Below are 20,225 nucleotides of genomic sequence, written 5' to 3'. Positions count from 1 at the left end.
CCCGGGGTCGAAGGCTAGCGCTCGCGCCTGCTTCTCGTCCGCCGGGTCGTGCGGGCGAGAGGTGATGCAATGAACGAACTGATTGCCGGCGTCGTCGCCGGTTTGCGCCACGGTCGTCCCATGCGGCTGGCCGACGAGGTTCAGGCGCTTCGGGCGCTGCCTGCGGCCAACGTTGCCGGGCAGCTTGCCGCGATGCCGGCCGAGCGCGCTGTGACGCTGCTCGACCAACCCGAATTTGCGAATGCGCCGGAGGTGCTGGGCTTGCTGCCCGTCGACAAGGCGGCGCTCCTTGTGACCGAAATGGCGGCGGATCGGGCAGCGGACGTGCTGGCGACGATGGGCAATGGCGCCGCCGCCATTATCGATGCGCTTCCGCTCGACGTCCGCGTTTCGCTCACTGCGCTCATCGCCTGGCCGATCGACAGCGCGGGCGGCATGATGACGACGGAATTCGTCACCGTGCCGGCCGGTGCGACCATTCGGGAGACGTTGGCGCATATCCGCTCGGTCGAACGGTCCCGTGAGACCGTCTATTCGGTGTTCGTGCTCGACGCGGTCGGCCGGCTTGCGGCGACCGTGTCGCTCCGCCGCCTGATCGCCGCCGAACCAGACAGCCTTTTTGTTGAAACCGTCGCAGAGCAGTCTCCCATCACCATCGCGCCCGAGACCGATCGCGAGGCGGTGGCGGAGCTGATCCGGCGTCATGACCTGCTGGCGCTGCCCGTGGTGGATGCCGACGGCTTTCCGCTCGGCATCGTCACCGTCGACGACGTGCTCGACGCACTTGTTGCTGCCCATACCGAAGATGCGCAGAAATTCGGTGGCGTCGAGGCGCTCGACCGGCCCTACCTCGAGACCGGCTTTGCAGCGATGATCCGCAAACGCGCTGGATGGCTGAGCGTGCTGTTCCTGTCGGAGATGCTGACCGCCAGCGCCATGCAGCATTTCGAGACCGAGCTGGAGCGCGCGGTCGTGCTGACGCTGTTCATCCCGCTCATCATGAGCTCGGGAGGAAACAGCGGCAGCCAAGCCACGTCGCTCATCATCCGCGCGCTGGCGGTCGGTCAATTGCGGCTGCGCGACTGGTGGCGCGTGGCCCTGCGCGAGCTGCCGACCGGACTGACGCTCGGCACGATCCTGGGCCTGGTCGGCGCCGGCCGGATCGCCTTGTGGCAGCTGGCCGGCTTTTACGATTACGGCGTTCACTGGGCCTTGATCGCGCTGACGGTGTCGTTGGGCCTGATCGGCATCGTCACGTTCGGCTCGCTGGCAGGATCGATGCTGCCCTTCGCTCTTCAGCGGCTGCGCTTCGATCCGGCCAGCGCGTCGGCGCCCTTCGTCGCCACGCTCGTCGATGTGACCGGGCTGGTTATCTACTTCTCCATCGCGCTGCTCGTGCTGTCGGGCACGCTTCTATAAAGCCGCCTCTTTTCCCGCCCTCGGCAATCCAAGGCGCTGACACCGCCGCAACGCGAAACGGCCGATCGGGGCGGAGGCGTTCTCCACCTCGATGCTGCTGGTTGATCGGGGGCTAGGCGAGCAGGGCCGCTTGCCGATGATCGATCAACATCTGATAATGCGCGATCAGCGCCTCCACATGCTCGCGATCACTGCGCACCTTGGAAGCAGCGATGGCCGCCGCACGGCGCAGCAGGATCTGGTCACGCGACGCAAGCGCGACGATCGCCTTCGCGCAATCATAGGCATCGCCGCTGCGGTAGGTTTCGGCAAACCGCGGCTGCGCGATCGCCGCTGCGCCGCCGCGGTTCGGCACGACAAGCGGCAACCCTGACGCGAGCGCCTCGGAAGCGACCAGCCCGAACGGTTCGCTGTCGCCACCGTGGATATAGGCGTCGGCACTGGCCATCAGCGACGCGAGCTGCTGGCGATGGTAGATGGGTTGGAACATCCGCACGTGCGGGCTCTCGGCGATATGCCGTTCGAGCGTACGCGTATTGGGGCCGAGGCCCAGCAGCACCAGCCCGACCGGCAATTTCGCACCCGCACGGCGCACCGCGTCGATGACGGTGGGCCAGCGCTTCTCCGGATGATGCCGGCCGACGCCGATCAGCAAATAGGCATCCTCCGGCAAACCGCACTGCGTGAGCAGCGCCTTGCGAAGCGCCGGGTTGCGCAGCTCAGGTGAGAAATACTCGCGCTCGATCCCCAGCGTCATGGTGGCGTCAACCCGCAAGCCGCGCGCGCGCAGTCGCTCGGTCAGAACCGGACCATTGGTGACGACGGTGTCGAACCGTTCGAGACAGCGCGCCATGTGACGATCGTACCAGCCGAACGCACGCTCGATCGTGGCCTCGGAGGCGATCCGCGCAAACCAGCGCTTGGGATAGGCCTCCATGTTGTCGTTGTGCATGAACCATGATCGCACGGCACTGCCCTGCCAGTCCGACACGATGGCGGACGAACGCCACGGCGCGCAGTTTTCCACCACGTCCGGTTGGTAGCGGTCGAGCAGTTCGTGCACCGGCGCCGCGTCCCAGAACAGCCCGTAATTCGCGTCGAAGGGAAGAACGGGTGACTTTACGTAGTGGATGCGCGCGCCGCCCGGCCGGTCTTCGACGAGGTCGTCACGGCCCGGGGCGATGACGATCTGCCGGTGTCCCAGCTCGGACAGGATCGCCATCTTGCGATCGAGGTACGAACGCACCCCGCCGCCGGTCGGCGAATAGAATTCGTTGACGTCGACGATCAGCATGGCGCCACGCTTCATGAAAATAGCATGAAGTTCAAGCTGACTTCGATTGCCTTGCCCGAGATCAAGCCAACCTGAAGTGCACGGCTGGCAGGCTGGCCTCTTTCGCCTTGCTGGTAAGGCTGTTTGTCGGAGGCGCCAGCCGGCAATGAACAACGTCGCGCTCGCGCACCGCGGCCAAGTTTCAGAATGATACGGCAAGCCACCGGCGCGGAAGGGCGGGGTTCTGCGTCCGGCGGGGGGTGTCATCGCGGCACCGGTTCCCGAGCCGGCGACCTCGGCGATGATGCTGCCGGGATTTTTGGCGTAGCAGGCTGGTCGATGCGCAAGCGTGCGACGGTCAATTACCGGCGCGGCGCATTGCTGGTCTGAACGGCGCTGACCTGTCCCGCAGCGACGGCACCTCGACCTTCAGTCAAGTGTTCCAAAGTAGGTCAAAGTCTCGGGTCGAGCGAATGGCCTCGATTGCAATGATATAAGTTTGTTACCATCAACCTATCCGGCTCGTAAGGGCTGGCGCGCTTCGCTGTTTCCTCCCCTTGAGGGCTGGAGCGCGCCTTATCATCCCATGCCACGACACCCCCTGGCAGATCGATGGTTCCTTGTTGAACTGCTTCGCTTGGATTCGCTGGCCCCAGCAATAGCGGAGCATCCTCTTCGCGAGCGCTCTTACGCCTCTGGATTTTATTGCGGACGCTGCGGAAAGTCGCGCTCCGCCGCGAGGGGCGATCGCCACCTTGGCCTTTCGACCGGTTGGCGCGACCATCCGGAACGACGGACAAGCCGTTCCCCAAGGGGACTGGGGCACCGGAGGGGTGTTTGGGAACCGTTCGGATCGAAGGGTTGGTGGAAGGGACTGCTGCCGATTATTGCTCATTAAGCCCTCTGGTGCTCACCAAACTTGATGTTTTTGCCCTGACCGGTGCCCCCTTGAGTGCCCCCGGATTGGGAACGCTCAGGCAGCGGAAAGGCGCTGCTCGAGCCACGTCGTTACGTCTGCCTCCCACCAGCCAACGGAGCGGGCGGTGAGCTGCACCGGCTTCGGGAAGTCGCCCCTTCCGATAAGCCGATAGATCGAGGTGCGGCTAAGCCCCGTCGTGGCGATCACGTCCGTGATGCGAAGGAAGCGGCCGCGATTGGCCGGGCAACCATCACGCTTGGCTTGCGCGAGGGTGCGGGGTGATCGAGCAGTCATGAAGCGCGTGCCTCCTGTGCGATTGCTTGATGGGCGAGGAACGGGCTGGTGAAGCGCAGCAGCGGGTGGACCCACCCTGCCCCCTTGCCGCCCGCGCGCGTCACCGCGGCGTGGACCGCAGCGGTGAGATCGCGCGACGTGAGCTTGCTCCACGCGCGGTGCGTCGCGCGGTCGACGAACGGCGCGCCGATCGCGTCGCGCTTGGCGCGCGGGAAGAGCTCGAGCAGCTCGGCGGTCGGCGTCCAGTAGCGGCGGCGAACCGCGTCGTCGCGATCGGCGCCGACCAGGTGCGCGACGACGTCGTGGATCGGCACCCGATAGTCTTCGCTCGCGAGGCTGCGATCGAGCGCGAAGCCCGCGACCAGCGCGGCGGTGACGTTCTTCACCTGCGGATCCTCGTCGCGGTAGCGCAGGAAGGCGGCGTCGACGTTCGGCTCGGCGAGGAACGGCCGCGCCCGGATCCGCTCGATCGCGGCGGCGGTCGTCTGCGTCGCCGGGATCGCGCCGAGGTGCTTGTGCGCGAGCGCGTGCGCGTCGTGCGACACGCCCGGCATCGCATCGCCGCCGATCGTGCGCATCCCGATCCGCTCCGCTGCGCCGCCGGGGGTGGCGAGCAGCGCGCGCGCCTGCGCGAACACGAGATAATCGAGCGCGGCGGTGCCCCCGGCCTCGGCGTCATCGATGAGCGCCGCGCGCAGGATCGCCTTGCGCTGCGCGCTCAGCGTGAAGGTCGCGTCGGGGCCGAGCCCCTCCTCGCGCCGGATCGCGGCGTCGGCCTTGCCCCGGGCGCTGGCGTCGACGGCGGCGTGACCGATCGGCCCTGACGACACCGGGGTGACGGTCGCCGGCTTCTCGCCGCCGAATTTCGCCTTGCGGGTTTCCCACCAGTAACTGATCGCGGGCGCGCCGCCGGCATCGATCTGGATGCAGGCAACGACCGCGGGGTTGTCGGGCAGCACGAGCCGGTCGCCCTTGCGGGTCGGCGTGATCGCGAGCTGGTTGTCGACTTGCCCGACGAACAGCGGCGGCGCGGGGATGAAGCGCAGCTCGGGACGGCCGGTGGTCTCGCGGACCTGCTCGCGGATCGTGGCGAGCTTCTCCTCGACCAGCGCCGCGAGCTTGCCCTCGTCGACGATGCGGCCGCGCTCGTTTGCGTCCTCGGCGTACAGGTCGAGCTCGTAGCGCCCGCCGGCGGCGCGGTAGATCGCCTCGCCGACGAAGGTCAGGTGGCGGCGCAACACCGTGTCGCCGATCTTCATCGCCGCGCGAATCTGCGCTGGTGACGCGAACGACGGCAGCCGCGCGAAGGTGACGGCCTGCAGCTCGCGGTCGGCGGTGCCGCCATACGCCATCGCCTGGTCGATCGCGATCGTGCCCGCCACCAGCGCGCTGAACACCGGCGGCGCGAGCTGCCCGAGCCGCATCCAGCGCTCGACCTTGCGGACGTCCGACTGGCCGAGGTTGCGTGCGATCTGCGCCGCGCTGTGCCCGAGCGCCGCCGCCTTGGCGACCCCGGCGTACAGCTCGTGCTCCTCCATGTCCTTGCGGATCAGGTTTTCGCTGATCGACATCTCGGTCAGCTCGGCGTCGCTCGCGGTGTGGACCTTGTGCGGGACCGGCCAGTCGCGCGCGAGGTCGCCGCGCTCGACCAGCCGCTTGATCGCGTAATAGCGCCGCCGCCCGGCGAACGCGCCGTACAGCTTCGAGTCGCGCATCCGGTGGACGTCTACGGGCACGCGCAGCCCCTCGACGAGGATCGACGCCTCGAGCGTGGCGGTATCCTCGGCCGTGGGGATCCGGTTGCGGACGTTGAACGGCGAAAGGCGGATCTGGTCGATCGTCAGCGTTGTGCTAGTCACCGCGGGTCTCCGGCTTGCGTGAAGGCGCACCGGCGGTGACGGCCGCCGGCTTGCTGGTTTCGGGGAGGGGGGTCGCCACCGGCCGGCTCCCCGAATCGGCCGGAGAAGCGGTCGTCTGAAGACGTCCAAACAGGCTGAGGCGGCGGCGGGTCACGATGCCTGCCAGCCGAGATCGGCGACGATCTGCGCCCAGGCCGCGTCGATCAGCTTGCGACTGACGCCCAGCTGGAAGGCCGCGGAGGCGAGCGTCGGATCGCGCAGCGCCATCAATTCGGCGAGCCGCTCGACCAGCGCGCGTTTGGCTGGACGCTTCGGCACGGCCGCGCCAGCGCCGGCTGGCGGCACTCGCTTGTCACCGGCGGCGCGGAGGCGGTGGATCCGCCCCATCACCGCGTTGCGGCTGGTGCCCAGCTCGGCGGCGATCGCGCCGCTCGTCAGGCCGGTGGCCTTCAACCGGCATAGCTGGTCGACGGCGGCGTCCGACCAGAAATAGGCGGCACGGTCGGACATCATCCCTGCCCGCCGAACATCACGGTGACGCTCGGCCAGCCAAACAGCAGGTGGCCGAGTTGGATTACCGGGAGCGGCCCGAGGAAGCCGGCGATCGCCTGCAACGACACCACGTCGAGCGGCGTCAGCCGCGACGCACGTCGTGCGCGATGAGGGGGAATTGGCGGGGCGGCGCGGGCGCGATCGTGGCGGCGCGGCGCGGCGGCGGTGACGTGACGCATCAGCGGTCTCCGGGAAAGAGCATCGCGCGCAGGATCGCGAGCACGAGGACGAGGACGAGGGTCAGCGCCGCCAGCGCGAGCCGCGTGGCATTGAGGTAGAGGATCGCGAGCGGCGCGAGGCCGAGCACCACCGCGGCGATCGACAGCGGCAAGGCGAAGTGCGCGCCGACCGCGTAGCGGCGCTCCGGCGGCGGCGTCACGCGCGCGCGCTCCGCCGCCGGCGGTAGAAAGCGGCGAGCATAGCGTTGACCGCGCGGCTGACGTGCGCGAGCGCCACCGGCAACGCGCGGTGCGACTCCGGCGCGTCGAGCAGGCGGCGGCGCAGCAGCTGTTCCTGATCGACCAGCAGGCACCAGATCGTGTCGAGATCGCGCGGCGTGCCGCCCGGCGGGAACGACTGGCATTCGGTGCCGGTGCTGGCGAGCACGCGCACCGCCTCGGTCAGGTCGCGCACCGGGAGGGCGAAGTCGTCGCCATCGTTCGCCTCGGCGAGTTCGCCGCGCAGCATGTTGATCGCTGACCGGATCGAGTCGAGTTCGTTGGGGGGCACAGGCGCGCCTTTCAGGCAGCAGAAAGCCGTCCCCGAAAGCACGAGGCGATCGGGTCCGGCGGGCAGGTCGGAACGGGTGCGCGGCGGCGCGTCAGCCGGTGTCGGGCGGCGCGCGCGCGGCGGCGGCGATGCCGCCGACCGCGCTGACCACCGACTGGGCGGCGCCGATCGCCTCGAGCCCTTCCTTGCCGACCGCCGCCATGTCCGCAGCGGTCGCATCAGGCCGGCTGGCGTGGAACGTCGCCGCGCTGAATTCGCCGGCTTCCTTGGCGAAGCGGGCAGCGACATCGACCAGCGCGCGCGGGTCGGCAAAGCACGCCTCGCGCGCGACGCTCAGCCGCAGGGTGAGCGTGTCGAGGAACGGCATGCAGTCGCCGCCGGCGGCGAGATAGGCGCGATCGAGCTTCTCGGCCGCCGCAATCGGGATCGTGCGGTCGACGTCCGGGTCGCCCCAATCGTAGAAGGTGCGCAGCGCGACGCCGGCGATCGCCGCAGCACGCTTCGACCCAAGCCGCTCGGCAATACGCGCCTGCGCCTGCTCGTAGCTCAGCGCGGCGTGCGCCTTGGTCATGCGCGCTTGGCCGCGAAAAGTGGCGCCGAACGCAGGTGACGTCCGGCGCCCGAGGTCGCAGTCAACAGGGATGGGCAGACTGCTTCACCGCGCCGGAGGAATGAGATGGCGCGCGGCGACCGACCGACCTGCCAGCGGTCGATGGGGTAAACTGGGGCGCTGGGTGCAGGGGTGCGATCGCGAGGGCTCATCGGGCGGGCACCAGATCCACTTCGACGGCGCTATCGTCGCCGGAGCCGCGCGTCGAAAGATATGGCTCCTCCTTGATCCCCAGTGCGACGGCGATTCGGTGCGAATTACCGCGACGGCAGCTGCGGTGACCTCCGAGGACATTGTGGACGGCGCTGACGTGGAAGCCTCGTTCTCTCGCCCATTCTGAGATATTTACGCCCGCTGCGACGAGCTCGTTTCGGCGAGCGACAGCCCGTAGGCGAACCATCTCATCAGCAGTTGAGACTCGGGCAGACATAGGAAATGTGCCATTTTGTGCAAAGCCATACGATAATGCGCAGGATAGTGTGAAAGAGCAAGCTGAATTTGCAGATTTGGCAGATTTTCCCGCGCGGCTTCGTCTCGCGCGGAGGCAGCTTGGTCTAAATCAAACAGATTTCGCTGCGATCGGGTCTGTCAGCCTCAACTCGCAAGGCAAGTACGAAGCCGGCCTTACTGAACCGAGCGCGAGCTATTTTGCCAGTCTGGCTGCGGCCGGGGTCGATGTGCACTGGCTTCTGACCGGCCAGCGCAGCGCAGGTGCTCTCGATGAGGAATTGAGCACCGTCGTGGATGCGATAGCACCGCTTTCCGGAGACCAGCGGGCTGCGATCCTTGCCGTGATCCACGCCTTCGCGAGCTGATCGACGGCCTAATCGGCGCCCGAGCCTTTACACACATTGATGCAAATCGATCGGCTCGTTACCCTGAACCTGTGGGTATGGGGCAGCGATGGACGGGGGGCGTGGTGGCTTACGAGATTCGGATGCCAGGCGCAGGGCGGCACGATGCAGGTGCCGCGAGGATGATGCGGCTTGCATAGCTCGGCATCACTCGACTCAACGACACCCCCCCTTTCCGATCTGCCAGCTGAAAACCTTCGTCGACTTTCCGAGCGTCAAAGGCAGTGCCTGCGCCTGATCTTCGATCGCAAAACGTCGAAGGAAATTGCGTCAGCGTTGGGGCTGAGCGTCGGCACCGTAAACACCTACATTTCCGAGGCCATTACAACGCTTGGCGCACGCAATCGCCGACATGCAGCTGAATTACTTCACGATTTTGAGAGCAAGCCAACCCACCCGGATAAAGTGCAACTACACATTATCGGGGTATCCGAGCCGCCATCTTCAGCCGACAGCCCGGTTGACAGCAGCAGCCAGTACCGGCGGCTGCTGCCAGTTCGCCAACCAGGGGCATCGGGTAATGACCTCAGCATCTTCATTCGACTTTTCTGGCCACTCGCAATCGCCATCCTCTGCGCCATCGCCTTCGGCATGCTTGCCGTCGGCATCCGGATCGTCTCCGACGTCCTTCGCGCCGTTCTGCGCTGACAGCACCATTCTACCGCCCTCCGAACGGTTGGCGGCCGCCCTTCATCAGTACGAGCGTTTGCTGAGGGACACTTTCGCCGCCGGAGGGGAACTCGCGCAGGCGGCGGTTTCGGCGCAAACAAGCGAGCGGCTTAATCCGACCGTGGGTCATCAATTTCTGGCCGCGATCGGCGCCGCCAACCTGGCAATCGGTGAGGCACTGGCGCGAACGGCACAGGGGCATCGTCAGCTCGAGGTTCTCAGCAGACGGCTCGGGTTAGATCCCACTGCCTACGGCGATGGCTTGAAGCCGCCGTCGGCCACAATGCAATCGGACGAGGAAGCGCTCGGCGGCTGACGACTGTGGTTCCGCCGCACGCCGCCTACCTCAACATCGCGGTCTTCTACGTGGTGCAGTCCATCGTGTCAGCGCACGCTCTAATCCGGGGAGGCGGACCGGAGCGGACGGCGGGGGGCTCCCTATTTGTTGCCGCCGTCGTGTCGTCAGCAGCACAGGTCATTCTTGGAATGGATTTCAACGAATTGGCATGGGCCCTCTTCTCCGTCGACATTGCGCTGCTTCTGGTGATCATGATGCTTGTCGCGCTCGCCGATCGCTTCTGGCCGATGTGGCTGGGTTCACTTCAAATTCTCGCCGTCGCCAATCACGGTGTTCGTGCCTACGACCCAGCGATCATGAGCTACGTTTATTGGATGTTTGCCGGCAAAATAGCTTATCCGATGCTTGCCGTTTTATTCATCGGGACGCAGAGGCACCGCCAAAGACTGACATCAGGTTGCATTGAATTTGGCTGGACCTTCCAGAGGAGGCAATCCCGATGGTAGAAACAGCATCTTCGGCTGAGTTACTCGATCGAGATCGAATAGGCGGACGGCACCCCGTCGCCGAAGCCAATCGGCCGAAGGCTCTTTCCGATCTTGCCTCTGACGTTTTGCGAGCACGACGGAGCCGAGCGAGGATTTTCGGTGAGGACGCTTGTCTTTTCGGCGAGCCGGCGTGGGACATTTTGCTCGACCTTTACGTGCAGCCCGCCACACGACCGGTATCAGTATCTAGTGCCTGCATCGCCAGCGGCGTTCCCGGCACCACCGCGCTTCGGTGGCTTGATCAGTTGAAGCGCAGGGACTTGGTCAGGCGCTTCGCCGATCCGGCCGACAGGCGCCGCAACTTCGTAGCGCTTGCTCCGCGAGGTCACTCGCTCGTGGAAGCATGGCTCCGCACCAGAATAGCCATCGCGCAAACGGAACCGGTCACCCAAATTCCGACGCGGCCTACGGACGAAGTAGAATGGCTGCGCTTCTATCGGACCTTGAACGAGGCGCAGCTGAGCGTCGTGCAATCGTTCCTGTACCTCCTGGACAAGCAGGGTGCTAAGTGACGCTGGGTTGGCTCTTTCGACTGCGCCAAGTCGCTGCAGAAGTGGCGATCTCAATCGTAGCGGGCGGCCAAGCGGCGCTCTGACGCACTGGGTGTGCGGCATTAATCGGTAGCTACAATTTATCCTTGCGCGCGCATTTATCCGTAGCTACAAAGAAGCATGGACATCGAGTTCGACCCCGCCAAGGACGAAGCGAATATTGCCAAGCATGGCATCTCGCTGTCCCGCGCGGCCGAGCTGGCGAGTGTGGTCGTTGTGCAGGATGACCGGTTCGCTGAACCGCGATTCCGTCTCTACGGCGAGATCGACGGCCTGTCCTATTGCGCGGCCGTGACGATGCGCGGCGAGGTCGTGCGCGTCATCAACCTGCGCCGCGCCCATGCGAAGGAGATGCGTCGTCATGGCTTCTGAAAAACCCCCCGTCGTTTTCGACGACGACAATCCGGAATGGACGGATGAGGATGTCGCCCGCGCGCGGCCGATCGCGGAGTTCCCCGCGCTAGCCAAGGCGTTTCCAAATGGCAGCAAGCCGCGCGGTCGACCGAAGGGATCGACGACATCGGGGAAGTCGCAGGTCACGCTCCGGCTCGACACCGACATCATTGAGCGGTTCAAGGCCGACGGGCCGGGCTGGCAGTCGCGCATGAACGCGGCGCTGCGCGCGGCGGTGACCGGCCAAGGGTGAGCCGGACGCGGTAGTGGCGAGGACGGGAACATGGCGATACCGACGACGCCGTTCGATGCGGCGAAGTACCTGACCGACGCAGAGTCGCAGCTCGAGCTGCTCAACGAGGCGCTGGACACCAAATCCGCGCGCTTCGTCGTTCATGCGATCCGCGTCATCTTGCGCGCCCGCAGCACCGCGGAGCCGACGACCAGGTTGGACATCGATCCGACGGCGCTTTCAGAAGTGGTCGCCGACGGCTCCGACCCGACGATCGCGGCGACCCTTGCGGTGCTGCACGGCCTCGGTTTCGAGTTGCAGGCGCGGATGAAGACGAAGGCCACCTGATCGGCTTTCGCGCCAGCAGCGGCATGGCTCCGGGTATCGCGCGGGTACAGGCTCAATCCCGGCGCGTGCCTTCGTCAGCATTTCCGCGGAGCCGCGATGACGGAGGCGGAGGGCATCTCCGCCTCAACGTCCGATTGATGGTGGAAAGTGGAAACTCGCGGGTTCGCATGATCGAGGTCCGCTCAGGTCAGGAGCGGACCCGTGCCGGACGTTTCAGGCAGGAAAATGAATTCCGCAAAGCTTGTTGCCGTCTGGGTCACGAAAATAGGCCAGTTCGATGGTGCCCATCGAGGCAGTTTCGCGTGGTCCGGGTGGTGCTTCGATCGAGGTTCCGCCAGCGGCAACTGCGGTATCGTGAAGCAGCTTCACCTGCTCAGGCGAGTCGCAGGAGAAGGCGACGGTGCTGCCGTTGGCAACGCTTGCAGGTTCGTCGTTGATCGGCTGGCTGACGATGAAGTTGGTCCCGTCGCCGTTATTGTAGATCAGACGTGTATGGCCGCTGTCGGCAATGTTCCGCGTTCCTTCCCCCGCACCCAAGGTGCCGAGCACCGTGTCGTAGAAGCGCTTGGATCGTTCAATGTCGTTCGATCCGACCATGGTGTGAAAAAGCACGCATACTCTCCTGAATGCTGACCGACTTCCGATCGCCATCAACGATCTTACCTAATCGGTATCTAACCTGCGGTCATCACCAGACCTCAGGTTGTCCGCTTTTCAGCATAAGTGGACGAACGCCTGCGGATACGCTATTTTTCAACCGCCCTCAAGGCGGTTAGAGCGGAGGACCTTTGCGTCTCGGTCAATTCCTAGAAGATTTTAGAGGCAGCGACGTACTGGGTCTTAAAAAGGTTTGTCTTGTCGCCGCAACGAAAACCGCCTCGCCTGTCTCCGCCCCTGCTGACGAACCGGGAGAGCAACTACTGAGCTGACCGCCCAGAGAAGCTGCTATCTTTGATAGAACTCAGCCACCATAAGCAACTGGCGTATCGCACGGAGCTCAGCGTCCAGATGGAGTGAGAGCTTGTCCGCAGTGGCGAGCATGTCAGCCTTGTACCATCGCCACTCCGATGGGGGCACGCGCAACCACCGCGTCTGGTACGCAACGAACTCCTGTCCTAATTCCATGCAGTCGATCTTCATGCCTCTGGCGACGATCTTGCTCGAAGTGGGGGCGTAGGCGACGATCGGATCGAAGATGCTGCCATGCTTCAGGCGCTGGTAGCGCTGGAAGTGCTGGCCTAGCGCGTTTCGCCGATCCGTAAGCAAAGCGCATGCGTCGACGCGGTCTTGTGTCACCAAGATCCGGGCGCGCCGCATCATCAGGTTTGCGCGCAGGACGTAAGCCTCCGCCTGAGCGCGCAACGCTGTCCGTTGATCGGTCGACCCGAAGAGGCTCGGTTCCTGTGAAAGGCTGTTGTCGGTCACGCTGCCACGACATGCTTGACCGAAGCCGTTTCATTGGCGGCCGACATCATGACCCCCGAGAGAATGGCATAAGCGCTCGTCCATGCCGCCTCAGTTTCGGGGTTAAAGCGCACGCCGAGCGCACCACGCAGCGTCTCGATGAGCGCCACGCCGACAATGGAGTAATGCCGCTCCTCGACACCATAACCGACATGCCTGATGGCCAGCGCCCGGGCGACCGGCACCACCTTCTCGAGTTGATCGAGGGCATCGACGACGGCCGCGAGCGTGAGAAAAAGCTTGCGACCTTGATCGTCGATATCGCCGCGGAACAGCGCGCGCGTTTCCGGCGCCAGCGTGAACAGCCGATCATAGAAAGTGTGTGCTGCGCCGGCGGCTGCTGGCAGCACATGAGCGAAGCTTTCCTGAACCAACTCAATCTGATCGCCGGTCATCATGATCGCGAGGTACAGCGCAAAAGACACCGGTGAGTTAACGGGACGCGGTGATCGAGCCGGTCGAATGGCGGTTGAACGAACGAGAAAGGGTATTCGGGATGGACGGGCCACGGTCGTAAATCCGTCAGAACGATGACCAGTCTTCCTGTGCGATCGGCCGCAGCGCGGTGACCCGCGGCGCCGAGCGCACCACCTCAAGTCTGGAACGCTGTACGCCCCCAACCTGACGCTGCTGGGCCGGCCGACGCTCGCTCTTACCGGCAAGCGTGAAGCGCGCGACCTCCGCTGCCAGATCCTGCGCTTCCGAGGCCAATGTGCGCGTCGCCGCGGTCGCCTCTTCCACCATCGCCGCATTCTGCTGCGTCACGCCGTCCATCTCGGAAATGGCGGAATTGACCTGCTGGAGGCCGATCGCCTGCTGCTCGGCCGAGGCGGCGATCGTCGAGACGATCGTGTTGATCTCCTCGACCCGGCCGATGATGCCGCGCAGCGCCGATCCCGTGGCGCTCACCAGCTCGACCCCGGCCTCGACCTGCACCGTCGAGGCGGCGATCCGCGCCTTGACGTCCTTGGCCGCATCCGCCGAGCGCTGCGCCAGCGCGCGCACCTCGGAGGCGACGACCGCAAAGCCCTTGCCCGCGTCCCCCGCGCGGGCTGCCTCGACGCCGGCGTTGAGCGCCAGCAGGTTGGTCTGGAAGGCGATGCCGTCGATGACGCTGATGATCTCGCCAATTTCAACCGACGTGCGCTCGATCCCGTCCATCGCGTTCACGGCGCGATCGACGATCTCGCCGGACGAATGCGCCTCGCCGCGCGCCTGCAGCACCAGCGCGCTGGCCTTGTTCGCTCCCGCGGCCGTCTGGCGGACCGTGGCCGTGATCTCGTCCATCGCCGCGGCGGTTTCCTCGAGCGCCGCCGCCTGCTGCTCGGTCCGGCGCGACAGATCGTCTGACGCGGCGCGGATGTCGGCGCTTCCGCTGTTGATGCCGTCCGCAACCACCGAAACATTGTTCAGCGTCGAAGCCATCGCCGTCATTGCGGCGTTGAAGTCGTGGCGGACCGTCTCGAACTGCTCAGCCAGCGGCGACTTGATCTCCAGCGTCAGGTCGCCCGATGCCATCCGTCCGAGCCCGGAGCCCAGCGCCTCGACCATCGCCTGCGAGTCCGCGGTGGCGCGCCGGATCGTCTCGGCATTGTCGCGGAAGACACGCATCGCCCGGCTCATCCGACCGACGCAGTCGCGATGGTCGGAGAACAGGATGTCGGCGTCGAGGTCGCCCGCTGCGAGCGCTTCCATCCGCACCACGGTCGTGACGTAGGGGTCGCTGATCAGCTTGCCGCTGTACCAGGTCAGCAGGACTGGCAATGAGGCCAACGCCGAGCCGCCCAGCATGATGCTCCACACCTCGGCCGCCGGCGACATCGCCGCCATGTAGATCAGGCTCAGGCTCAGCGCCGCGACCACGATCTGGAAAGCGACAACCACGCGGAATTTGACACGGATCGGGGCGTTGTTTCGGAACCAAGCAATCATCTTCGTACTCCTACCGGCCGGCAGAACTAGCGAAGCTGAATAAATTTCCATTGGCGAAATAGTGATTTGTGACGATATGTGTGATCGACAACCTTTGGTTAAATTCCCGAAGGGCTTTTAGGCCCTATTTAACTATTGAATACCGCTGTATTGCTTTAATTTCTGAAGGAAACCACCATGATAGGCAGGATAATATTGATAGTAAAAAAGTGTTAACCTGCGCGGCTAGGCTGAAAAATCCTCCTCTTGTTAAAGCACGGTTAAAGCGCTTTGATACCTTTGGAGCTTTAAGGAAAGGCATGGTTTCTCGTTCTGCTCGTGATCAGTTGAAGACGCGTATCATCGCTACCAATCACGCGGTTTTGCTCACCTGAAGGCACAGTCGTAAGGGCGCCGACGCCGCCCTATTCCGCAGCCAAAAAGCCGTGTCAGAGCACGACAACCTTGTCACGAACGCTCCTCCGGCTTCGATGCCGGTAACGCCGTCGATCTGCGATCATCGGCTTCAGCGACGAAGCAGATCCTCTTCTCGACCTGCACGCAAACCGGGTCTTCCGTGTTCGTGCAGTCAAAGCAGCTATCTATTTCAACTCGCTAACGTAGCGTGCCGGTTGTGGGACGTGCCGGCGCTACCCATATTGTAACTACTGCCTGCTTCCAGATTGCGAGCGCGGGTGGCTGAGAGACCATGCGCTCCCGCTTGCCAGCAAGGAGCAGGGTCATGGACATGAACGAACTCTATCGCGTTCATCAGGTCTCGATTACGCAAGCCAGCAACGCGGCGACGATCGAGGCGAGAATTTCTCACGCCGGTCGAGCCGCCGGTTATGCCTCTCTTATCGCAAGCAAGCAGCTCATCTTCGGCGTCGGCCATCCCACACTGGTGCGATCGTCATGAGTGATGAGGCAGGTACGCAGCCAGCCGCACGGCCCAAGCGTTATTTCCGAGCAAAATCGAGCCAGCCGCAGATTACGCGAGAGGCGGCCGAGCGAGAGGGAGCAATCCTCAGGGTCGCAGTTGAAACGCTCGGACTGCAGGGAGCTCAGGCCTTCTTGAACGGTCACAATGACCAGCTTGACGGCCGTCCACTCGCGATCGCGGCGGGCAGCATCGCAGGGTTCAATGCCGTGTCGGCTACGATCGTCTCGACGTCATCCACGCCGACAACAGCGGCTTAGCGCGCGTGGTAGATGCAACGCTCTGCGTTGCCCGCGTCACAGACGGCAAACATGCAGGGCGTTGGAGCTTGTGGTCCATTGCTAAGCAACAATGGTCAGACGTGCTCTACGCAACCGAGCGGGACACCAAGGAAGCGCTGGCTTTCCTGACAGGCGGAAACGACCATTCGCGACAGGAGCGTAGCTAATGGTCAGGTGGCTGCCGTCGGCGTCGGCGGGTTTAACCGTAGGAGGAATTTAGCATGAGCAAGGAAAAAGAGGCTGCTGATCGCGGTCAGAATGACGCTGGCACCGACGGAGAGGATCGCGACATTCTTGGAAAGCGTCAGGAGGATTTGACCTCCGAGGACCTAGAGGGCGACGCGCGCGATAGTAAAGGCGCGTAGCTGACTGTACTGGTGCCTCTTTGGTGCGAGACGCATCGGAGAGGCTGTAGCGTACCCATAAGAGGCAGCATTACTTCATGCGCTCGCCTCGACGATCACGCTTGCCTCCATGTCGGTGAAATCACTGGCATCGCCCAGAAAGCCGCCTACGACGGGTAGCACCGCCTCGCTTGTCACGCCGACCGCGGTCGCGACCAGCCCGGCGCTGCCCATGCGGCGCTGTGTTGGATCAAAGGCGATCCACCCAGCGCCCGGGAGGAAGACCTCGCACCACGCATGGGTTGTGCCAACGTCGCCCACCACGCTTCCGGGATCGAACAGGTAGCCCGACGCAGCCCGCGCCGCGAAGCCCAGCCGCCGGACCGCGCAGAGGAACAGCGCCGTCAGGTCGCGGCATGAGCCGCTGCGCAATGCGAGAGTGAGGGGCGGAGACTGGGTGCCTTCCTCGTCGCGGGTGCGGTAGGTGATGAGCGAGCCGACTTCCTCGTTGAGCGCGTTGAGAAGCATCAACGTGTCCTCGGGCGCGGTCTCGCGGAAGCCGGCGAGCCATGCTGTCACCGCCGCATCGTCTTCTGTTCCGGAGGCGAGCAAACCGACACCTAAAAGCTCCAGGTCACCGGGCGCGTAGGCAAACGGGTGGCTGTGCGCAGCCGGGTCGAGACGATAGATCGGATAATTCTCCGCGGTGTGGAGCACCTCATGCTCGGCGAGGATCGTCAGCGTTGACGCTTCCTCGCTGATCAGCGCCAGCGCCGCAGTGTTGCCGGCGGCGTCCTCACTCCAGATCAGCTCGGCTGCCGGGTTGATCGTTACGGCCGACGAGATCGTAGTCACGTGGCAACTCCGTCGCGGGGTGACGAGCAGACGATGGTCGAGGAAGCGAACGGGCCGATTATAGCGATAGACGGTACAATGCCGGATGCGCAGCCTCATGGCTTGATCAACCCGGCGGCGCGCAGCGAGTCGTTGATCGTCGCCGCCACGTCCTGGCGCACAGGCGACGCGGGTGCGGCAACGAACGCCTTTACCGGCCGGGGTGGCGCCACCGCTGGAACGATGCCCCACGCCGCCGCAATACGATAGGTGGAAGAGATGCCGGCATCGAGCATGTGCGCGCCGGGTGATCCGCAGGCCTCGTCGCCGTGCGTCGCCAACGGAGTGCCGTGTCCCATGCCTGCGACCAGGTACTCCTCGATCACGGCGCGACCGGCCGCGTCTCGCCAGATTCGATGGACGTTCCCCGCAACCCGCTCGGTCGTGTCGGGCTCGTCGACGCCATGGAGCTCGCGCCATTGGTCGACGATCATCGCGGCATTGACCGCGTCAACCGTTGCGTCGCTGTTGCCGTGCCAGACGGACACGGCGGGCCAGGGACCGCAATGCGGCGATGCCGCACGTACCCGCTCGCCAAGGCTCGCGCGATCATGGCCGCGTCCGCGCATCCGTTCCAGCGCCTCGGTCACGCCGCGTGCGGAGCCAAACGGCAATCCGGCGATGATCGCGCCGCCGGCGAAGAGCTCGGGATGACAGGCCAGCATCGCCGAGGCCATCGCCCCGCCCGCCGACAAGCCAGTGACGAAAACCCGAGCCGGGTTAAGCTCGTGGCGTTTGACCGTATCGACGATCATCTCGCGGATCGACTCAACCTCGCCGCTACCGCGACGCACGTCATCGGGCGAAAACCAGTTGAAGCAGAGGTTGGGGTTGTTCGCTCGCTGCTGTTCGGGAAACAACACCGCGAAGCCAAACCGCTCGGCGAGCTCAGACCAGCCCGATCCATTGTCGTAAGTCGCAGCTGTCTGCGTGCACCCGTGCAGTACAACGACCAGCGGAGCTTGGGGCGAGAGGCCCGGTGGCACGTGCAGCATAGCGCGCAAGGCGCCGGGATTTGTGCCGCAATCATCAACTGACGTGAGGTTGTTGCTCCGCCCGGCGGCCTGCAGCGTGGAGGGTGACAGCTTCCGTAAGCGAGCGATCGTGTCGGATATCGAGCGCATGGCGTTGCTCCTTGCTGGCAGTGAGGAGCCGTAGACCGAGGATGCGACTGCCGCGCACGCGATCATTGTGCGTTGCAGCATAGTTGGGGTGGACGCGATGATCGCGCAAGGTGAGGGATCTATTCGGGCTTGAGGAGCAAGCGACTGTTCGCCGGATCAATCAAACCCTCTGGAGCGACGGCTTTCGGGTAAAAGCGGGGCGGACATGCGGGTACCACAGGGGTATGAAATGCTCGCCTTTGCGCTCGGCCTCGAGGGCAATTCGTCACCGAGGCGGAGGACGCCTCCGCCTCGGTGCTTGCTACTGGGACGGCTTTCGCGAGACAGCGTAGCCGTTCTTCCACATCAGCCGAATACGCCGAGTTGCAGTGATGTCGCTGGTTGGATCGCCGTCCAGCAGCAACATGTCTGCCTTTCGCCCTGGTGCGATGCGTCCGCGATCGTCAGCGTGGAAGAACGACGCTGGGGCGGAGGTGGCCGAGATCAGCGCTTGTGTAGGCGTCAGCCCCGCTTGAACCAGAAACAACAATTCTAGGTGAAGCGACGGTCCAAACGAGGTCGTGGGATTGGGCGCATCGGTGCCCGCGATCATCGTGACCCCCGATCGCGCCAGTCGCCCTACGTTGGCACGGGCGATTTTGTAATCGTTCGCGCGGGGCTGCTTCCAGATCAATCCTAGCATGCCGCGCTGTTGCGCAGACAGATAGGGAGCAATCTCGGGATCGTCGGCCAAGGTCTGCGCGTCATTAAGACCAGCCAGTCCTGCATAGGTGGCGAGCGTCGCGGTCTGAGCTACGCCCTTACGCTTCATAGCTTTGGCGAACGCCTGACCGATCAGCTGATCGCACACCGCGTGCTCTAGCGCATCCGCGCCGTTCTCAACCGCCAGCTTCGCATCAGCCAGTCGTTGCACGTGAACAACAACACGCTTCCCTGTTGCCTTGGCCGCGGCCATCACCGTAGCAAAGCGAGCGGGTGAGAACGCGGAAAGACTTGGACCTTCGCCGGGGCGGGATCCATCATCCTGAACCACCTTGATGTAGTCCGAGCCGCCCGCCACCCGCGCACGCATGAAAGCGTCCGCGTCATCCTCCGACGCAAGCGTCGGCGGAGCAGGCACCTCTGAGGGAAGATCTTTCATCAATTCGGTAGGGTGGCCGCCCGGAGGCGTGGCACCGATCGCCGCAGTGTACGTATCGGCCTCTCCCACTTCGCCGTCAAAGGCTCGCTGCTTGCGCCAGCGCTCAATGGTCGGCTGATCGGAAAGAGAGTACATGTCGAACAACGTCGTCACGCCGAACCGAAGCGCATCGGCCTGTGCGCCGGGAAAGACATGGACATGCCCGTCGATCAGCCCTGGTATTAACACCCGTCGTTTGGCATCGACGACCTCAATACCGCTTGGGGCGTGGATGTGGCGGGCTACCGCAGTAATCCGGCCCGCTTGAACGAGCACGTCGCGCGAGCCCAGCATCCGCGCGCCGTCGAACACACGAGCGTTCCGGATCAGCAGGCTGCCGTCGCGCGCAACCGCTGGCGCGGCGACAAGCAGCGCCGCTATGATCCCGATGGTCGTCCGATGCATGCTCGCCCCCCCTAAGGCGCATTAACGAGATGCGCCGCACCTTTCTTGAGCGCTCGACTGAATTGCCTCAAGTGCCTGTCTTCGCCGTGCAGATGTTCAAAGGGTACAACTTGGCTTGCGAGGGGCGTGCGAGG

28 protein-coding genes are annotated in these 20,225 nt (G+C 64.5%); 12 read left to right on the top strand and 16 right to left on the bottom strand.

Features of this window, described 5'->3' with window-relative positions; genetic code table 11:
* Positions 1 to 69: 69 nt before the first annotated feature.
* Positions 70 to 1,419 (top strand): magnesium transporter, encoded by a 1,350-nt coding sequence (mgtE, locus tag FHS97_RS15160; RefSeq protein ID WP_184039890.1) that lies wholly within the window; start codon positions 70 to 72, stop codon positions 1,417 to 1,419.
* A gap of 112 nt (positions 1,420 to 1,531) precedes the next feature.
* On the opposite strand, the gene FHS97_RS15155 is transcribed toward mgtE, so the two are convergent.
* The 9 genes from FHS97_RS15155 to FHS97_RS17805 all read right to left on the bottom strand — a co-directional run bounded on the left by FHS97_RS15155 (position 1,532) and on the right by FHS97_RS17805 (position 8,055).
* Positions 1,532 to 2,866 carry a glycosyltransferase gene (locus FHS97_RS15155; RefSeq protein ID WP_484592884.1) on the bottom strand — a complete coding sequence of 445 codons (1,335 nt, stop codon included), beginning with the start codon at positions 2,864 to 2,866 and terminating at the stop codon, positions 1,532 to 1,534.
* A 799-nt stretch (positions 2,867 to 3,665) separates the two neighbouring features.
* A complete protein-coding gene (locus FHS97_RS15150; RefSeq protein ID WP_184039887.1) occupies positions 3,666 to 3,905 on the bottom strand; it encodes a helix-turn-helix transcriptional regulator in 240 nt (79 codons plus the stop codon).
* Complete coding sequence (locus FHS97_RS15145; protein ID WP_184039884.1) at positions 3,902 to 5,764, bottom strand: ParB N-terminal domain-containing protein; 1,863 nt, start codon at positions 5,762 to 5,764, stop codon at positions 3,902 to 3,904. Before FHS97_RS15145 ends, FHS97_RS15150 begins: the two co-directional genes overlap by 4 nt.
* Positions 5,765 to 5,914: 150 nt before the next feature.
* Complete coding sequence (locus FHS97_RS15140) at positions 5,915 to 6,274, bottom strand: GcrA family cell cycle regulator (RefSeq protein ID WP_184039881.1); 360 nt, start codon at positions 6,272 to 6,274, stop codon at positions 5,915 to 5,917.
* Complete coding sequence (locus FHS97_RS15135) at positions 6,274 to 6,495, bottom strand: hypothetical protein (protein WP_184039878.1); 222 nt, start codon at positions 6,493 to 6,495, stop codon at positions 6,274 to 6,276. Before FHS97_RS15135 ends, FHS97_RS15140 begins: the two co-directional genes overlap by 1 nt.
* Positions 6,495 to 6,695, bottom strand: a complete 201-nt coding sequence (locus FHS97_RS15130; RefSeq protein WP_184039875.1) for a hypothetical protein — start codon at positions 6,693 to 6,695, stop codon at positions 6,495 to 6,497. The genes FHS97_RS15135 and FHS97_RS15130 overlap by 1 nt, the downstream gene beginning before the upstream one ends.
* Positions 6,692 to 7,045, bottom strand: coding sequence for a hypothetical protein (locus tag FHS97_RS15125; RefSeq protein ID WP_184039872.1), 354 nt, complete (start codon positions 7,043 to 7,045; stop codon positions 6,692 to 6,694). Before FHS97_RS15125 ends, FHS97_RS15130 begins: the two co-directional genes overlap by 4 nt.
* 91 nt (positions 7,046 to 7,136) lie before the next feature.
* Positions 7,137 to 7,616 carry a hypothetical protein gene (locus tag FHS97_RS15120; protein WP_184039869.1) on the bottom strand — a complete coding sequence of 160 codons (480 nt, stop codon included), beginning with the start codon at positions 7,614 to 7,616 and terminating at the stop codon, positions 7,137 to 7,139.
* Positions 7,617 to 7,803: 187 nt separating this feature from the next.
* Positions 7,804 to 8,055 (bottom strand): helix-turn-helix domain-containing protein, encoded by a 252-nt coding sequence (locus tag FHS97_RS17805; RefSeq protein ID WP_184039866.1) that lies wholly within the window; start codon positions 8,053 to 8,055, stop codon positions 7,804 to 7,806.
* A gap of 79 nt (positions 8,056 to 8,134) precedes the next feature.
* Here FHS97_RS17805 and FHS97_RS15110 point away from each other — a divergent pair, with 79 nt between their 5' ends.
* From FHS97_RS15110 to FHS97_RS15075, 8 genes are all read left to right on the top strand, one after another.
* Positions 8,135 to 8,470, top strand: coding sequence for a helix-turn-helix domain-containing protein (locus FHS97_RS15110; RefSeq protein WP_184039863.1), 336 nt, complete (start codon positions 8,135 to 8,137; stop codon positions 8,468 to 8,470).
* Positions 8,471 to 8,641: 171 nt separating this feature from the next.
* Positions 8,642 to 9,157 (top strand): helix-turn-helix domain-containing protein, encoded by a 516-nt coding sequence (locus FHS97_RS15105; RefSeq protein WP_184039860.1) that lies wholly within the window; start codon positions 8,642 to 8,644, stop codon positions 9,155 to 9,157.
* Between the two features lie 28 nt (positions 9,158 to 9,185).
* The gene (locus FHS97_RS15100) at positions 9,186 to 9,494 is read left to right on the top strand and encodes a hypothetical protein (protein ID WP_184039857.1); all 309 of its coding nucleotides are present in this window, start codon (positions 9,186 to 9,188) and stop codon (positions 9,492 to 9,494) included.
* 5 nt (positions 9,495 to 9,499) lie between these two features.
* Positions 9,500 to 9,982 carry a hypothetical protein gene (locus FHS97_RS15095; RefSeq protein ID WP_184039854.1) on the top strand — a complete coding sequence of 161 codons (483 nt, stop codon included), beginning with the start codon at positions 9,500 to 9,502 and terminating at the stop codon, positions 9,980 to 9,982.
* Entirely contained in the window at positions 9,976 to 10,536 is a 561-nt protein-coding gene (locus FHS97_RS15090) for a helix-turn-helix domain-containing protein (protein WP_184039851.1), read from the top strand. The genes FHS97_RS15095 and FHS97_RS15090 overlap by 7 nt, the downstream gene beginning before the upstream one ends.
* 159 nt (positions 10,537 to 10,695) lie before the next feature.
* Positions 10,696 to 10,947, top strand: coding sequence for a BrnT family toxin (locus FHS97_RS15085; RefSeq protein WP_184039848.1), 252 nt, complete (start codon positions 10,696 to 10,698; stop codon positions 10,945 to 10,947).
* Positions 10,937 to 11,221: a BrnA antitoxin family protein gene (locus FHS97_RS15080; protein WP_246346703.1), complete on the top strand. Its 285-nt coding sequence runs from the start codon at positions 10,937 to 10,939 to the stop codon at positions 11,219 to 11,221. Before FHS97_RS15085 ends, FHS97_RS15080 begins: the two co-directional genes overlap by 11 nt.
* A 30-nt stretch (positions 11,222 to 11,251) precedes the next feature.
* The gene (locus tag FHS97_RS15075) at positions 11,252 to 11,548 is read left to right on the top strand and encodes a helix-turn-helix domain-containing protein (protein ID WP_184039841.1); all 297 of its coding nucleotides are present in this window, start codon (positions 11,252 to 11,254) and stop codon (positions 11,546 to 11,548) included.
* Positions 11,549 to 11,761: 213 nt separating this feature from the next.
* Here the strand turns inward: FHS97_RS15075 and FHS97_RS15070 are convergent, their stop codons facing one another.
* The 4 genes from FHS97_RS15070 to FHS97_RS15055 form a co-directional block, all read right to left on the bottom strand.
* Positions 11,762 to 12,160, bottom strand: coding sequence for a VOC family protein (locus tag FHS97_RS15070; RefSeq protein ID WP_184039838.1), 399 nt, complete (start codon positions 12,158 to 12,160; stop codon positions 11,762 to 11,764).
* 333 nt (positions 12,161 to 12,493) lie between these two features.
* Complete coding sequence (locus FHS97_RS15065; protein ID WP_184039835.1) at positions 12,494 to 12,973, bottom strand: hypothetical protein; 480 nt, start codon at positions 12,971 to 12,973, stop codon at positions 12,494 to 12,496.
* Positions 12,970 to 13,437 carry a globin domain-containing protein gene (locus tag FHS97_RS15060; RefSeq protein ID WP_221233340.1) on the bottom strand — a complete coding sequence of 156 codons (468 nt, stop codon included), beginning with the start codon at positions 13,435 to 13,437 and terminating at the stop codon, positions 12,970 to 12,972. The genes FHS97_RS15065 and FHS97_RS15060 overlap by 4 nt, the downstream gene beginning before the upstream one ends.
* A 97-nt stretch (positions 13,438 to 13,534) precedes the next feature.
* The gene (locus tag FHS97_RS15055) at positions 13,535 to 14,896 is read right to left on the bottom strand and encodes a methyl-accepting chemotaxis protein (protein ID WP_343053467.1); all 1,362 of its coding nucleotides are present in this window, start codon (positions 14,894 to 14,896) and stop codon (positions 13,535 to 13,537) included.
* 128 nt (positions 14,897 to 15,024) lie between these two features.
* Between FHS97_RS15055 and FHS97_RS15050 the strand changes: the two genes are divergently transcribed.
* From FHS97_RS15050 to FHS97_RS15040, 3 genes are all read left to right on the top strand, one after another.
* A complete protein-coding gene (locus FHS97_RS15050; protein ID WP_184039830.1) occupies positions 15,025 to 15,318 on the top strand; it encodes a hypothetical protein in 294 nt (97 codons plus the stop codon).
* Positions 15,319 to 15,665: 347 nt separating this feature from the next.
* The gene (locus tag FHS97_RS15045; RefSeq protein ID WP_184039828.1) at positions 15,666 to 15,842 is read left to right on the top strand and encodes a hypothetical protein; all 177 of its coding nucleotides are present in this window, start codon (positions 15,666 to 15,668) and stop codon (positions 15,840 to 15,842) included.
* A gap of 523 nt (positions 15,843 to 16,365) precedes the next feature.
* Positions 16,366 to 16,509, top strand: a complete 144-nt coding sequence (locus FHS97_RS15040) for a hypothetical protein (protein WP_184039826.1) — start codon at positions 16,366 to 16,368, stop codon at positions 16,507 to 16,509.
* 75 nt (positions 16,510 to 16,584) lie between these two features.
* Here the strand turns inward: FHS97_RS15040 and FHS97_RS15035 are convergent, their stop codons facing one another.
* The 3 genes from FHS97_RS15035 to FHS97_RS15025 all read right to left on the bottom strand — a co-directional run bounded on the left by FHS97_RS15035 (position 16,585) and on the right by FHS97_RS15025 (position 20,091).
* Positions 16,585 to 17,442 carry a transglutaminase family protein gene (locus FHS97_RS15035; protein WP_184039824.1) on the bottom strand — a complete coding sequence of 286 codons (858 nt, stop codon included), beginning with the start codon at positions 17,440 to 17,442 and terminating at the stop codon, positions 16,585 to 16,587.
* Positions 17,439 to 18,506, bottom strand: a complete 1,068-nt coding sequence (locus tag FHS97_RS15030; protein ID WP_184039822.1) for an extracellular catalytic domain type 1 short-chain-length polyhydroxyalkanoate depolymerase — start codon at positions 18,504 to 18,506, stop codon at positions 17,439 to 17,441. Before FHS97_RS15030 ends, FHS97_RS15035 begins: the two co-directional genes overlap by 4 nt.
* Positions 18,507 to 18,807: 301 nt before the next feature.
* On the bottom strand, positions 18,808 to 20,091 hold the full coding sequence (locus tag FHS97_RS15025) for an amidohydrolase family protein (RefSeq protein WP_184039819.1): 1,284 nt from the start codon (positions 20,089 to 20,091) through the stop codon (positions 18,808 to 18,810).
* Positions 20,092 to 20,225 lie beyond the last annotated feature (134 nt).

Origin of the sequence: Sphingomonas endophytica (assembly GCF_014199415.1) — a bacterium.
GTDB lineage: Bacteria > Pseudomonadota > Alphaproteobacteria > Sphingomonadales > Sphingomonadaceae > Sphingomonas > Sphingomonas endophytica.
The sequence above is the reverse complement of the archived record's forward strand: the minus strand, read 5'-3'. Positions and strand labels throughout refer to the sequence as shown.

Bases quoted from the DNA above. Each gene is read 5' to 3' on its own strand.
- FHS97_RS15150 (WP_184039887.1), bottom strand. From the start codon at position 3,905: ATGACTGCTCGATCACCCCGCACCCTCGCGCAAGCCAAGCGTGATGGT.
- FHS97_RS15030 (WP_184039822.1), bottom strand. From the start codon at position 18,506: ATGCGCTCGATATCCGACACGATCGCTCGCTTACGGAAGCTGTCACCC.
- FHS97_RS17805 (WP_184039866.1), bottom strand. From the start codon at position 8,055: ATGGTTCGCCTACGGGCTGTCGCTCGCCGAAACGAGCTCGTCGCAGCG.
- FHS97_RS15080 (WP_246346703.1), top strand. From the start codon at position 10,937: ATGGCTTCTGAAAAACCCCCCGTCGTTTTCGACGACGACAATCCGGAA.
- FHS97_RS15040 (WP_184039826.1), top strand. From the start codon at position 16,366: ATGAGCAAGGAAAAAGAGGCTGCTGATCGCGGTCAGAATGACGCTGGC.
- FHS97_RS15135 (WP_184039878.1), bottom strand. From the start codon at position 6,495: ATGCGTCACGTCACCGCCGCCGCGCCGCGCCGCCACGATCGCGCCCGC.
- FHS97_RS15090 (WP_184039851.1), top strand. From the start codon at position 9,976: ATGGTAGAAACAGCATCTTCGGCTGAGTTACTCGATCGAGATCGAATA.
- FHS97_RS15025 (WP_184039819.1), bottom strand. From the start codon at position 20,091: ATGCATCGGACGACCATCGGGATCATAGCGGCGCTGCTTGTCGCCGCG.
- FHS97_RS15075 (WP_184039841.1), top strand. From the start codon at position 11,252: ATGGCGATACCGACGACGCCGTTCGATGCGGCGAAGTACCTGACCGAC.
- FHS97_RS15035 (WP_184039824.1), bottom strand. From the start codon at position 17,442: ATGAGGCTGCGCATCCGGCATTGTACCGTCTATCGCTATAATCGGCCC.
- mgtE (WP_184039890.1), top strand. From the start codon at position 70: ATGAACGAACTGATTGCCGGCGTCGTCGCCGGTTTGCGCCACGGTCGT.
- FHS97_RS15045 (WP_184039828.1), top strand. From the start codon at position 15,666: ATGGACATGAACGAACTCTATCGCGTTCATCAGGTCTCGATTACGCAA.
- FHS97_RS15140 (WP_184039881.1), bottom strand. From the start codon at position 6,274: ATGTCCGACCGTGCCGCCTATTTCTGGTCGGACGCCGCCGTCGACCAG.
- FHS97_RS15085 (WP_184039848.1), top strand. From the start codon at position 10,696: ATGGACATCGAGTTCGACCCCGCCAAGGACGAAGCGAATATTGCCAAG.
- FHS97_RS15120 (WP_184039869.1), bottom strand. From the start codon at position 7,616: ATGACCAAGGCGCACGCCGCGCTGAGCTACGAGCAGGCGCAGGCGCGT.